This window comes from Parazoarcus communis SWub3 = DSM 12120 (assembly GCF_003226565.1).
GTDB lineage: Bacteria > Pseudomonadota > Gammaproteobacteria > Burkholderiales > Rhodocyclaceae > Parazoarcus > Parazoarcus communis.
On the sequence record NZ_QKOE01000004.1, the window covers coordinates 44,178 to 57,863 of the forward strand.

At 62.9% G+C, this 13,686-nt stretch carries 9 protein-coding genes; 2 read left to right on the forward strand and 7 right to left on the reverse strand.

Annotation, left to right across the window (positions count from 1 at the left end; translation table 11 throughout):
- Positions 1–33 precede the first annotated feature (33 nt).
- From DNK49_RS07265 to DNK49_RS07285, 5 genes are all read right to left on the reverse strand, one after another.
- Positions 34–2,160 carry a TonB-dependent receptor family protein gene (locus DNK49_RS07265; protein ID WP_110523681.1) on the reverse strand — a complete coding sequence of 709 codons (2,127 nt, stop codon included), beginning with the start codon at positions 2,158–2,160 and terminating at the stop codon, positions 34–36.
- Positions 2,161–2,324: 164 nt separating this feature from the next.
- Complete coding sequence (locus tag DNK49_RS07270; RefSeq protein WP_110523682.1) at positions 2,325–4,442, reverse strand: PQQ-dependent dehydrogenase, methanol/ethanol family; 2,118 nt, start codon at positions 4,440–4,442, stop codon at positions 2,325–2,327.
- 58 nt (positions 4,443–4,500) lie between these two features.
- Positions 4,501–5,958 carry an aldehyde dehydrogenase family protein gene (locus tag DNK49_RS07275; protein ID WP_110523683.1) on the reverse strand — a complete coding sequence of 486 codons (1,458 nt, stop codon included), beginning with the start codon at positions 5,956–5,958 and terminating at the stop codon, positions 4,501–4,503.
- A gap of 57 nt (positions 5,959–6,015) precedes the next feature.
- The gene (locus tag DNK49_RS07280; RefSeq protein WP_110523684.1) at positions 6,016–7,032 is read right to left on the reverse strand and encodes a SphA family protein; all 1,017 of its coding nucleotides are present in this window, start codon (positions 7,030–7,032) and stop codon (positions 6,016–6,018) included.
- 145 nt (positions 7,033–7,177) lie between these two features.
- The gene (locus DNK49_RS07285; RefSeq protein WP_110523685.1) at positions 7,178–8,131 is read right to left on the reverse strand and encodes a helix-turn-helix domain-containing protein; all 954 of its coding nucleotides are present in this window, start codon (positions 8,129–8,131) and stop codon (positions 7,178–7,180) included.
- 555 nt (positions 8,132–8,686) lie between these two features.
- Here DNK49_RS07285 and DNK49_RS07290 point away from each other — a divergent pair.
- A complete protein-coding gene (locus DNK49_RS07290) occupies positions 8,687–9,805 on the forward strand; it encodes a porin (RefSeq protein ID WP_165843287.1) in 1,119 nt (372 codons plus the stop codon).
- A gap of 44 nt (positions 9,806–9,849) precedes the next feature.
- Here the strand turns inward: DNK49_RS07290 and DNK49_RS07295 are convergent, their stop codons facing one another.
- Entirely contained in the window at positions 9,850–11,538 is a 1,689-nt protein-coding gene (locus DNK49_RS07295) for a glycoside hydrolase family 13 protein (protein ID WP_306441424.1), read from the reverse strand.
- Positions 11,539–11,564: 26 nt separating this feature from the next.
- The gene (locus DNK49_RS07300) at positions 11,565–12,446 is read right to left on the reverse strand and encodes a ChbG/HpnK family deacetylase (RefSeq protein WP_211170871.1); all 882 of its coding nucleotides are present in this window, start codon (positions 12,444–12,446) and stop codon (positions 11,565–11,567) included.
- A 141-nt stretch (positions 12,447–12,587) separates the two neighbouring features.
- On the opposite strand from DNK49_RS07300, the gene DNK49_RS07305 reads away from it, so the two are divergent.
- Positions 12,588–13,658, forward strand: a complete 1,071-nt coding sequence (locus DNK49_RS07305; RefSeq protein WP_207806914.1) for a glycosyltransferase family 2 protein — start codon at positions 12,588–12,590, stop codon at positions 13,656–13,658.
- Positions 13,659–13,686 lie beyond the last annotated feature (28 nt).

Here is a 13,686-nt window from a genome sequence, read left to right on the forward strand (position 1 = left end):
CGCGAGGGTGAAGGCGTGATGGCAGGCAAGTGTTCAGAAGCGGTAGCTGGCACGAACGCCACCATACACGCTTCTGCCCGGACCGGGTTCGTAGTAGCGGTCGAAGCCGGCGCCGACGATGACGGACGAGATGTGCTTGCGGTCGAACAGGTTGTCCACCCGCAGCAGCTGGTTGAAGGTCCAGGGGCCGGACTGCTGCTCGGCACCGATGCGCCAGTTGGCCAGGGTGTAGGCGGGTGCGGCCTCGGCGTTGTTGAGGTCGTTGACCTCGACCCGGCTGCGATGAACGACCTCGAGTGCGGTGCTGAGTCCGGTCATCGGCTTCCACATCACTTCGCCCCAGGCCGAGACTCGCGGCACGCCGGGGATGCGGTTGCCCTCCGGTACGCTGCCAAAAGCCTCGTCGTAGACTGCGCGCATCACGGTCAGCGCGCCGCGGGCACTGACGTTGCGGGTGAGTTCGGTCTCGGCGGCCAGTTCGATGCCCTGGCGCAGGGTCTTGCCCGCATTCTTGTAATAGGTGCGCCCGCCGCTGGAGCCGTCCACAACGATCTCGTCCTTCGAGTTGATCTGGAAAACGGCCAGGTTCACCCGGGTGCTTTCGCCCACATAGGCCTTCATGCCCAACTCGAACTGCCGGCTGGTCGAAGGCTTGAGGCCAAAATTGAAACCTTGGTCATTGGCCGAGTATGCCAGCTCACCCAGGGTCGGGGTTTCGAAACCGGTGCCGGCACTGGCGTACAGGTTGAGCACTGGCGTGACCCGCCACAGCACGCCGAGTGCGGGTGTGGTCTTGCGGTAGCGCACCGAGCCGCTGTCGTCGCCGTTGACGCCGACGATGTAGCGGTCATCGACGTCGAAGTTCACATTGCTGTGGCGCACCCCCAGCGACCAGTCCCAGTCGCCCTGTTGCCAGGTGGCTTGCACATAGGGATCCGTGCTGGTGATGGTGTTGGTTTCGTCGCGGCGCAGGGCGCCTTTGACACCCAGCGTGGTACCGATGAAGTTCTCATAACCCTGACGGTCGTCTTCGGCACGGTCGTAATCCAGGCCGGCAGTGACGGTGAGTTTGCCACTGCCGATCTCGCGCTGCGCGATCCAGCGTGCCCCAAGACCGTGAAAATCGCGGTCGAAGCTGATCACCCCTCCGGCGTGGCGCGGATTGGAGATTTGTGTGTTGCGCGCGATCGACTGGTACTGGGTGACGCTGCGCTGACCGGCGTAGGCCTGGACCTGCAGGCGATCGCTGCCAAAGCGGCGTTCATACACGGCGCCACCCTGAATGTGGTCGATGGACTTGCGGGTCTGGTACTGCAAGGGTGCGGCGGCAACATCGTTTTCGTCGCGCTGATACATTGCCCAGTCGATGCCTTGCGGGTCGTCGGTATAGGGTTGACGCAGGCCGCTGGCGAGCAGGGTGAGCTTGCTGTCTTCGTCGGGCGCCAGGGTGATCTTGGCGAAGGCCTGATCGCGTTTGGCCGAACTGTAGCGGCGTTCGCCATCGGTTTCGAAGTGCGAGGCATCGAGTACGAAGCCGACGCCATTCGATTCGCCCTCGGCACCGATCCCGATCTTCAGTGTGCCATTTTCGCCGGCGTACACGCCGCCGCGAATGCGCGGTGCGCCCTTGCCGTCACGTGAGAACAGCTGGATGACGCCGCCGGCGTGGTTGCCATAAATGGTGGCGAAGGGGCCGCGCAGCACTTCGATGCGCTCTGCGGTATCGAGGTTGAAGGTGGCAGCCTGGCCCTGGCCATCCGGATTGGTGGCCGGAATGCCGTCGGCGATCAGCTTGACGCCGCGTACGCCGAAGGCCGCACGGGCGCCAAAGCCGCGTACCGAGATCTGCAGATCCTGCGCATAGTTCTGGCGGTTCTGCACCACGACACCCGGAACGCTGTTGAGCACTTCTGAGACATTGACCCGCAGGCCTTCGCTGCCGTTCTCCTGCAGTTGCACGCCTTCGATGGAGTAGGGCACATCGAAAGGCGAAACCTCCACCCGGCTGCCGGTGATCACCATGGTCTCGAGTGTTCTTTCGGGATCGGCGGCCAGGGTATTGCCTGTGGCCAGGGCGCACAGCAAGGCGATGCACAGGCGGGACGGCTGCAGGTGGGGCACCGCTTGCGGGATGGGATGCAGGTGGGGCTGGCGAAACATGATTGCTGGGGTCTCCTCGGGCTGCGTCTGCGGCAGCGATGGCGCAAGTCTATTGTGCAGGTCGCCGCATAGTCTCCATGGAAAACGCCGGGCCGGCCTCATGAAAATCATGAGATCGGCCCGGCGTCGGCGGTCAGCGGGGGCTGAACGATGCGGGCTCCCCTTTATTTACCGGCAGCCTGCATCGTCTCCAGTTCGCCCTTGAGGTCATTGGCGCGCTTGATGATGTACTGATGGATCATCTCCATGTGTTCGGGCAGCAGCGCACTGGCGAATGACGGCATGCCCTTGCTGGCGCGTGCACCGGCGACGATGGCGTTGAATTCGGCATGCGTCTCCGGTTTCATGTAGCGCAGGTCGGGTACCACGCCACCGCTGACGGCATTCAGGCCGTGACAGTTGGCGCAGAAGCCATTGAACATCATGCGAGCCACTGGCATCTTGTCGGCCTCGAGTGTGACCTGTGGAGGCGGCGGTAGCGCCACGGTGTCGAATCGTGCAGGCGGCAGCGTGGCGCGGCCTCCCAGCTTGTAGGTGAGGATGCGTGACTCCGGCTTGACCTTGGCCGCCAGCGACAGCGGGCCCAGGATGCGGGGGAAGGTGCCACCCCAGCCCGCCATGAAGGTCACGTACTGTTCGCCGCCCACTTCGAAGGTGATCGGGCCGGCCATGACCCCGGTGTTGGCGGGCGACGCCCACAGCAGTTTGCCGCTGTCGGCCGCATAGGCCACCACACGGCCATCCGCGGTGCCCTGGAAAACCAGGTTGCCGGCGGTGGCAAGGGTGCCGCCGTTGTAGATGGTGCGGTACTCCTGGCTCCAGCGTGCTTCCTGCTTGACCGGGTCCCAGGCCAGCAGGCGGCCACGCCAGGACTGGCTGATCTTGTCCACGATGGCTGGGTCTTCCGGTAGATCGGGTACGTTCAGGCCGATGTTCACCACCGATTTGCTGGGGATGAACATGGGCTCCTTCTGCGCTTCAAGAGCCGCGGCGGTTTCCTGCGCAGGGATGTAGACCAGGCCCGTGTCGGGGCTGAACGACATTGGATGCCAGTTGTGTGCGCCGATGATGGCTGGTGAGATCAGCTTGGCCTCGGTGGAGTACTCGGCGTCGGGCAGGGTGACCGGGCGGCCAGTGGCGAGGTCGATATGGCTGGCCCAGTTCACCGGCACGATGTTCTTCGCCGAGATCAGCTTGCCATTGGTCCGGTCGAGTACGTAGAAGAAGCCGTTCTTGGGCGCCTGCATCAGCACCTTACGGACTTGACCGTCGATTGCGATGTCGGCCAGCGTCATCTGTTGCGCCGCAGTGAAGTCCCAGCGGTCGGCAGGGGTCGTCTGGTAGTGCCAGATGTACTTGCCGGTGTCGGGGTTGAGCGCGACGACCGACGACAGGAAGAGATTGTCGCCCTTGCCCTCGCTGCGGAACTGGTAGTTGAAGGGTGAGCCGTTGCCGACACCGATGTACAGTTGGTCCAGTTCCGGGTCGTAAGACATCGAGTCCCACACCGTGCCGCCGCCGCCCCACTTCACCCAGCCGTCGCCGTACCAGGTCTTGAGCGCCATTGCCATGGCGTCGTCTTCGGGCGGCAGCTTGGGGTCGCCCGGTACGGTGAAGAAGCGCCAGACCTGCTTGCCGGTCTGGGCGTCGTAGGCGGTGACGTAGCCGCGCACACCAAATTCGGCACCGCCGTTGCCGATCAGCACCTTGCCTTTGACGATGCGCGGGGCGCCGGTGATGGTATAGCTTTTGGCATGATCCAGCACCGTGTCGACCGACCACGCCTGCTTGCCGGTGGCGGCATCAAGCGCGACCAGCCGACCGTCGAAGGTGCCGACATACACCTTGCCCTTCCACACCGCGACACCGCGGTTGACCGGTCCGCAGCAGCCTTCGCCCGCCATGGCTTTGGGCACCTTGGGATCGTGTTTCCACAGTAGCTTGCCAGTGACGGCGTCGAGCGCGTAGACGATGCTGTAGGGGCCGGTGGTGTACATCACCCCGTCCACGACGATGGGCGTCGCCTCCACGCCCATGTCGATGTCGAGCTTGTGCGTCCAGGCGAGGCCCAGTTCGGCGACGTTGCCGTCGTTGATTCTTTTCAGGGGCGAATAGCGTTTCTCGTCGTAGCCGCGGCCATGCGATAGCCAGTTGGCGGCTTCGCCGCCGCTTGCAACCTGGGCGATACGTTTGCCGTCGACGTCGGCGGGGCCGGCTGCGAGTGCGGTGCTGCTGGCGAGCAGCAGGGCGCCGATGAGGGAGGTGAGGGGGGTGCGATTCATGATCTCTGTTCCGTGTTGAGGCTGGACGATGGGGCGGCGCAGGCGGGCAGACGCAGCCTTACATCACCAGCGAAACCACTTTTTCTTCGGTGTAGGCCTCGAGCGCCGTGCGTGACAGGTCGCGGCCGATACCGGAATCCTTGTAGCCGCCCCAGGGCAGGCGTGCGTCCAGCGGGCTCCAGCCGTTGATGGCCACCGCGCCTACTCGCAGCTTGGGCGCAAGGCTGTGGGCGCGGGCGACATCCTGGGTCCAGAGCGATGCGGACAGACCGTATGGCGTGTCGTTGGCGATACGGATGGCTTCGTCATCGTCATCGAATGGGGCGATGACGCCGACGGGGCCGAAGATTTCCTCGCGCATGATGCGCATGTCCGGGGTGCCATTGGCGAACACCGTGGGGCGGACAAAGAAGCCTTCGTCCGGCAAGGCTTCGCCGCCGGCGACCCGCGTGGCACCTTCGGCAATGCCGCTTTGGATCAGGCTGGCAACGCGGTCGCGGTGGCGGGCGTTGATCAGCGCACCCATGCGGGTCGAGGCATCGAGCGGGTCACCCAGGGTGACCGATCGGGCAGCACCGGCCAGTGCGTCCACCACATCGTTGTAACGGCTGCGATGCACCAGGATACGGCTGCCGGCGGCGCAGGTCTGACCCTGGTTGACGAACAGACCCATGGCCACGCCCATGATGGCCGCTTCCAGGTTGGCGTCGGAGCAGATGATCTGAGGGGCCTTGCCGCCCAGCTCCAGCGTCAGGCGCTTGAACAGCGGTGCAGCGTCACGGGCGATGATGCGGCCAACCGCAGTGCTACCGGTAAAGCTGATCTTGTCCACGCCAGGGTGGCTCACCAGGGTGGCGCCGGCTGCCGCGCCCATGCCATTGACCAGGTTGAACACACCGGCAGGGAAACCGGCTTCGGCGGCCAGTCCGGCGAGCGCGGTCAGCGCCAGCGGCGCATCCTCGGATGGCTTGAGCACCACGGTGCAGCCAGCGGCGAGCGCGGGCGCCAGCTTCCAGATGCCGATCATCAAGGGGGCATTCCACGGTACGATCAGCGCGGCTACGCCGATGGCTTCGCGGAGGGTGTAGTTGAGCGTGGGGCGCCCCATGAAGCCCGCCGTCGGAATCTGTCGGCCTTCGAGCTTGTCTGCCCAGCCGGCAAAGTAGCGCAGGGTGTCGATTGACATCGGCACATCGAGCATGCGCATCTCCATCAGCGGGCGGCCTTGCTCGACGGCCAGGAGGTGGGCGAACTGTTCGGCATCGCGCGCAAGCAGGTCGGCAAGCCGGTTAAGCAAGCGGCCCCGTTCGGCGCCGGGCAGGCGCGACCACTCGCCTCCATCGAACTGCGCGCGTGCGGCGGCGACGGCGGCATCGACATCTGCGGAACTGGAATTGGCAACCTGGGCAAGCAACTGACCCGAGGCGGGCGCCAGTTTGTCGAAGGTGGCGCCAGCGTGGGCACTACGCCATTCGCCAGCGATGAGGTTGAGGCTGGGGGTGTTGGGCAAGGACATTTGCACTTCCTCCTGATCAGGCGTGGGGCGGCACCTGAAGGCGATGCCGCCGGTGGCTCATTCGAAGTGGTGGACGTAGCGGATCACGTAGCGCTCGCCTTCCGGCCGGTTGCGCACGTGGCTTTCCTTGTAGGCATTGAAGAACAGGTGGTCGCGTTGCGAGAAGCTGTAGAGCAGGCCGGGGCCGATGCCCAGCACCTGTTCCTTGCTGCCGGAAAGCTTGCTGCCATTCACTTCGCTTTCGGTGGTCTGCTTGAGCCAGTAGCCGTTCAGGCCGATGCGCAACTGCGGGGTGACGGCGTATTCGGTGGCGAAGTTCATGTGGAAGGCCTGGCCCGGGCGGACGTTGCGCGCGTGGGCAATGCCCTGGGCTGCGAATCCGGTGGGGTTGGGGTCGGTGTTCTTGCCGCTCCACAGGTACCAGAGGCGGGATGAAACCGTCCACTTCGGTGTCAGCCAGTAGGTACCGGACCAGTAAGGGTTGATCGTCCAGTGGTTGGCGCCGGGGTTCACGCTGCGCCGATTGTCGTACTCGCCAGTGGGCAGCGAGATGTCAAGCTCGACGCGGTGGGCGAAGACCGGGCCGTTGGCGCCCATGACCGGCATCCACTGCAGGAAGGGGCCGATGATGAGGTCGCCGACGCCGGTGTTGCCCTTGCCCAGCGCAAGGTTGCCCAGCCCGTCGTCGGCACGGGCGTCGAGCACTGCAGGCAACAGCAGGGTGACGCCATAGTGGGCGCCCCACAGCGTGTTGGCCGACATCCAGATAGCCTGCGAGACGAGCGAGGTGACCTCGATCTCCTGCTTCGGTAGTGGCAGGGACTTCCCGTTCTTGTCCCGTAGCGTGTCGGCGCTGTAGTACTGCAGGTATTCGGAAACATACCAGCCGGGCCCGGCTGGCGGTGCTCCGTCAATGAAGGTGGTCAGGCCAAGATTGACTGCAGGCAATTCATAGGCTGCTGCGGATGCGGACAGGACACAGCCGCAGAGCAGTCCGGCCAGCTTGCCCAATAGTGGGCCTGAGGCGTCAGGACGATGTCTGGTAAGGGTTTCGGGGGCAGACGCGGGGGGCATGATCGGTTTCTCCGGTGCTTGGGGCGGGGTCGCAGGATGTGGGGCCCACGGGTGGACACCATACGAAGGCCGGAGAGGGGAGGCATGGCTGGGCGTGCAGCGTGCATGTCTGCGCGTGCACGCCGCGCGGATGGGCTGCGGAACCTCAGCGCGGCGTGCTGGCCGCAGTTTGATACGCGCTGGGGCTGACGCCAAAGCGCTCGCGGAAACTGCGGCTGAAGTGGGAGACATCGGCGAAGCCGTGTTCCAGTGCGATGCGGGTGATGTTGCCGCTGCTGGTGCCGGCTGCACTCAAGGTTTCGCAGGCGCGTTCGAGCCTGAGCTGCTGGATGAAGGCGCGGGGGCGCATGCCTGCGGCAGCGAACAGGTTGTACAGGCTGCGGCGTGACATGTGCAGTGCAAGGGCGATGTCCTCGGGCCCGAGGGTGGGATCTCCGAGATGCTGCAGCACGAAGCGACGGGCTTCGGCCAGGCGCAGTCCGTCGCGACGATCAGCATCGCGACGACTGGCCTGCTCCTGGCGCAGCGCGCTTTCGGTCAGGTTCAGCACCGAGTCCAGCAAGGCGGCCTGTGTCAGTGCGTCCAGCCCCCCTTTCTCACGCATGGCGCTGCGCAGCGTCAGTTGGGCGATGCGGGTGGGACCTTCAACGGGGCGCGGTGCACTGCCGAGGTCGCGCGCCTGTCGCATCCAGCGTTCGGCATCCTCTCCGGTGTAAAGCAAGGACAGAAAACGCGCGTCCTCAGACAGGCGAAGCGTGTAGGGGCGCACGGCGTCGTAGAAGGTCCATTGGTCGGCACGCAGGCTGTGTTCGACGCTACCTTGCTGGAACAGGCCGTCACCGTTGATCAGCCACAGCAGTTTGACGGCCGGTCCGTCCGTGGTCGCGGCGTGGTGACGGTTGCGCCGCACGCGGTGCTCGCACATCCGTACCTCGGCAACCCGGGCTTGCTGCAGGCGTACGCATAACCCTCGTCCGTGAAAGGGTGTCGACCGCGCGACTTCGAAATCGAGCGGGATGAACTGCGAGGCCACCGCATCCTGCCAGTGGTCGTGGCGGGTTTCCTGCATGCGGAAGATGGGGCTGAGACCTGCATTCATGGGCGGCCTATCGAGGGGTTAGGGTTTGCGTGTGGCTCGGTGGTTTCCCGAACCCGGACTCTCCCGGTGCCGGCTGGCACCTCCCCTCCAATGGACTGCGTGACAGCTGCTGGCCAGAGTCGCAAGACAAGGATGCAGCTTGTTGATAAAAAAAGTTTAGTTACATGTTTTTTACAAGTCAATTATTTGATTGGCAGATGTCTGGGTGCGCGGCAAGGAGGTGCCTCTTGACTGTTTGGGTTGGGGTGTCTGAACCGACGAATCCCGTTCGCTCACTTGTGTGCAGCGTTTCGTCCCATCCTGGGGCAGTTGTGTAAAAACGGTACGGTGTCATCTGCGCAGATCATGACCAGCGTGTTACACCATCAAGCAGGTTGGTTGATAATAAGTATTTGTATTTATTGAATTTACTTGTTGATTGCGTCGTTTCTAGATACAGGCACGGTAGTTGCCATGCACTGCCCACCACGCCATTCCTACGATGGCATAGGGGAGCGCTGCCCGGGTGGACAGGCCTGGCAGCACACATCAAGTAGAAACACCTGGAGACGATCCATGACGAAAAAAATCATCGCGATGGCGATTGCTGCCATTGCTTCCAGCGCTGCTTTTGCCCAGAGCAATGTCACCATCTACGGCAACATCGACATGGGCTACATGCATCGCAGCGGCAGTAGCGGCGCGGTGGTGAGCCAGAAGCAGAATGCGCTGGAGAGTGCCGCCTCCGAGAGTTATCTGGGCTTCAAGGGCGCCGAGGATCTGGGCAACGGCATGAAGGCCGTGTTCGACCTGCAACTTCTGCTCAACCCCGACGTGGGCGGCGGGACGACGACCGGGCGCTCGTACGTCGGTCTGGCGGGTGGTTTCGGTACGGTGGTCGCGGGTTATCTGGATGGTCTGCGCTATGGGATCTACGGCAAGTACAACCCCTTTGGTAACTATTCCGTCGGCAATTTTGCGTCCATGACCACGCAGTACGACCGTGCGGCGAACGCGGTAGCCTACATCTCGCCGAATTTCAGCGGCTTCACCCTGATCCTGGCGACCTCGACCAATACGCAGACCGCAGAAGGCGGACTCAATGGCGTTCACGTCCCGGCGAAGACGCCGGGTGGCAACAAGGGTGACGACCGTCTGTTCTCTGCAAACCTGATCTATGCCAATGGCCCGTTGAGCATCGATCTTGACTATGAGACCACCAAGGCCGTCGGCTACTCGAGCAGCCGTCTGTTCGTGCTGACCACCGGCGCATCCTATGACTTCGGTCCGGTGAAGGTGTCGGGTGTGTACGACGTGATCAAGGGTGATCGTAACTCGCTGATCGGCGGCAACATCGATCTGGGCGGCGGTGCCAACCTAGGTGGTCTGGCTGCCGACGAAAAGTATGACCGTCGCAACTGGTTCGTGGGTGTTCAGGTGCCGCTCAACGATCGCGCACGTTTGCTGGCCAGCTATGGTCAGATCAAGGACAAGACCCTGTCGGATGCCGATGCCAGCAAGTGGGCAATCGGTGCGCGCTACGCCCTGTCCAAGCGGACCGAACTGTATGCGGACTACGCTCAGATCCGGAACGACTCCAGCGCAGCCTTCACCATCAATCCGAAGGGCAATTCGCAGGGCTTGAGTGGTTTGGGCACCAAGGGTATTGCAGTGGGCATGAAGCACAGCTTCTAAGCTCGCAGGCTTACGCCTGATCAGGGCAGTTCCGGTGCAGGCGGTCAGTCAGATGCCGTCCTGCGCCGGACACGGTACACACGTGCCTCGAAGGGGCGCAGACGCAGGCTGTGGGTATCGTCGTGAGGTGCCACGGATAGGTTGGAGAGCAGCAGATCCGGGTGACATAAGATCCATTCCCGGTGGCGGTAGCTTGCTGGGTGTGGGGACAGATTGCAAATGACGGCAATGGCGCTGCCATCTGCCGCTTCGCGCACGTAGGCGTAGATCCGCCGGTTCCGTTTGCAGATCTCGACGTATCGACCGTCAATCAGCGGTGCCTCCTGGCGCCGCAACCGGATCAGCTTCCGGTAGTAGGCGAGGACAGAGCCGGGGTCCTGCTGCTGGCTGGCGACATTGACCGCCGGATACTCCGGGTTGAGCGGCAGCCATGGCTCTCCCGTGGTGAAACCGCCCTGTGGGGCGTCGCTCCAGGGCATGGGCGTACGGGCGTTGTCGCGCGAGGTCAAGGCGAGTTCGGCCAGAATTTCATCATCCATTTGCCCTGCCGCCCGCATCTGCTCGATACGATTGCGGGAGAAAACGTCGTTGAAGACGCTCAGGTCGTGGAAGGTCGTGTTTGCCATGCCGAGTTCCTGGCCTTGATAGATCAGCGGGGTTCCCTGCATCAGGAAATACATCGTGGCGAGCGCCGTTGCGCTTTGATTTCTCGGCGTGCCGACATCGCCCCAGCGCGAGATCACGCGCGGCAGTTCCGTATTTTCAATGTACAGGGCATTCCAGCCCTTGCCCTGCAGGGCCTGTTGCCACTTGCCCAGAATGCGCCGCAATGTTGGAACGTGGAGCGGATCGTGAGGATGTGACGACCACATGGTCCAGTGCTCGAACTGCAGGATCATGTCCAGCGGACCGCGTCCCGTACCGACCCATTCCAGGGCTTGCGCTGACGAGACGCCATTGGCCTCGCCAAGTGCGATGGCGTCATGACGGCGAAAGCTTTCGCGTGCGAACTCGTGAACGAAGTCGAGTACGCCGGGGATGTTCATGTGTGCCTCGTAGGATGGCACACACCCGGTCCCGTCCGGATCGGGCAGGTCCGGTAGCCCGGGCTGCTTCTTCAGATGGGTGATGGCGTCCAGGCGGAATCCGTCGACGCCGCGCGCCAGCCACCAGCATGCGACCGAGCACAACGCGGCCCGTACCTCGGGATTATCCCAGTTGAGGTCTGGCTGATGTGCGCTGAACAAATGCAGGTAATACTGGCCAGTCGCGTCGTCTCGAGTCCAGGCCGGGCCGAGAAAGATGCTTTCCCAGTTGTTCGGGGGGGCGCCGTCGCGACCGTCCCGCCAGATGTACCAGTTCCGACGCGGACTTGAGCGAGTGCTGCGGGACTCGATGAACCAGGGATGCCGATCGCTGGTGTGGTTGATGACGAGGTCGATCATCAGGCGCATGCCACGACGATGAAGTTCGGCCAGCAGCAGGTCGAAATCAGCAAGCGTGCCGAATTCCGGGCCAATGTCGCAGTAATTGCTGACATCATAGCCGTTATCCACGTTGGGTGAAGGAAACACCGGGCAGAGCCACAGGAGATCCACACCCAGCCATTCCAGGTAATCCAGTTTCGACAGGATGCCGCGCAGGTCGCCGATGCCGTCACCGTTGCTGTCCATGAAGCTACGGGGGTAGATGTGGTAGATCACCGCCTGTTGCCACCAGGGTCTCGACATCATGGTGCTCCGTTTCTGGAGAATCTGCGTCAATGCAAGATGGGCTCGTTCATCAGGTCGGCCATCCGTGCAGGTTTCAGGCCGGCTGTGGTGAGGTCGTGCAAGTAGGTGTCCGAAATGAGGTAGGCCAGTTCGGCCTCGCGTGGCGTCGTCAGGGTGTCACAGGCCCGAAGCTCGGCGTCTACTCGTCCTGGATGCACATGAACCAGCGGACGCGGACCAAGATTGCCAATGAAAGACCGCATCTTGGTGGAGAAGGGCTTGCCACTGTCGAAGTCGTGCAGTCCGCTGAACCCGTCATTGGCGCGAATGCCGGCCCGTCTGAGGTCATGACGCAAACCGAGCCCGAGCAGGTTGATGAGCATCGACTTTGGCACGGACTCGCCCCGGCGCAGCGAGCGGACAGGCGCTTCCACGCAATCCCTCACCCAGACCCGGCCGAGCGGGTAGCGCCGGATCAGTTCCGCAAGCAGGGCATCCCGTATTCCAGGCAGCAGATGGACATGCTGATGGCCGTCGATATGGTCGGGCGGCGCGCCCCATGCGTCTTCGAAGGCGTCGAGTTGGGCACGTACCTCATCTATCACGTGACCGGGTTTCAGACGACGGCTCAACGCACGTGCGAGCAGGCCGTGCAGCGAAGGGAGACGACCGTCGCGCGCGAGTACGCAGGAGCGGTGAAGTGGCGCATGGTCAGTCAGTGTAAGGTGCAGGCCGATATCGGCCGGCGTCATGCTGACCTGCCTGCTCAGGGCGGCTGCATCCCTTGCCCAGCCGGGCAGGCTTGTCATGCAACTGGTGGCACTGATACGGCCGGCCGAGATCAGCTCGAGGATCGCCTGGCTGACACCGGCAGACAGTCCGTAGTCATCTGCACAGACAATGATTGGGCGGAGCGGGCGCGGATGCAAGATGTTTGGTCCAAAAGTAGTAGTCCAGTCGCAGTGGGAACGCCCCCCGGGGGGGCGCAAAGCCCTTGCCAATAGGCGGAGTCAAGGCGCGCACGACGTGAAAGATGTTGTAACGGTACTGAACCATCGTCAACGTCCTGAATGGTTTATCGTGCACCCCCTCACCCTCCACCCTCGAGGGTTCTTTCGCGAGCTCGCGCCGTGTCCATCCCAGATTCTCTCGACGTTCATTCACATGTTGCCGCAACATCTGCGCGGCGCCCGCGACTCTCGGTCGTGATCCCGCTGTTCAACGAGAGTGGCAATCTTGGGCGCCTTCACCAGCGTCTGACCGCGGTTCTGCGAACGTTGGCGCTATCGGCGCATGAGGTCGTGTTCATTGACGATGGCAGCAGGGATCAGACTTTCGATGAGGTCGTTGCATTATGCGCGATCGACCCACACCTGAAGGCTATCCGTTTTGCACGTAATTTTGGCAAGGAGGCGGCAATGGCGGCGGGGCTGCGCGCGGCCTCAGGTGATGTGGTGGTGCTGATGGATGGTGATCTGCAGCATCCGCCGGAGTTGATTCCCGAGATGCTTGAACGTTGGCGTCAGGGGGCAATGATGGTGACGGCCGTGCGTCGTTCGCGCGACACCGATCCATTGCTGAGGAGGTTGCTGTCACAAGCGTTCTACCGCCTGTTCCGCAAGGTGTCCGAGGTGGCGCTGGCCGAGGGTGGCGGTGATTTCCGCGTGTTCGACAGGGCGGTCGTCGATGCAATCAACAGCCTGCCGGAACGCACCCGGTTCATGAAGGGCATTACCAGTTGGGTGGGATTCCGGCAGGCAGAGGTCGAGTTTGAGCCGGATGAACGTCTTGCCGGTGCGTCCGCCTGGTCGATGTTGCGACTGCTGCGTTATGCGATGGACGGGCTGTCTGCCTTCAGCACCTTGCCCTTGCGTGTCTGGTCGCTGATCGGGTTGGTGATGGCTGGCCTTGCCGGTGTTTATGGCGCGGTGCTGGTCGTTCGGGCAATGTTGTTTGGCATCGATCTTCCAGGCTATGTCTCCATCATGGTCTCTGGCCTATTCCTGTCCGGAATACAGCTGATCAGTCTCGGGGTGTTGGGTGAGTACATTGGCCGGATCTTCACTGAGGTCAAGGGCAGGCCGTTGTTTCTGGTATCCGAGCGCATTGGCTTTGAGCGCGAGCCGGGGCCGCAGGGGTGAGCTTGTTGTCTTTGCTCCGTGGTCCTGG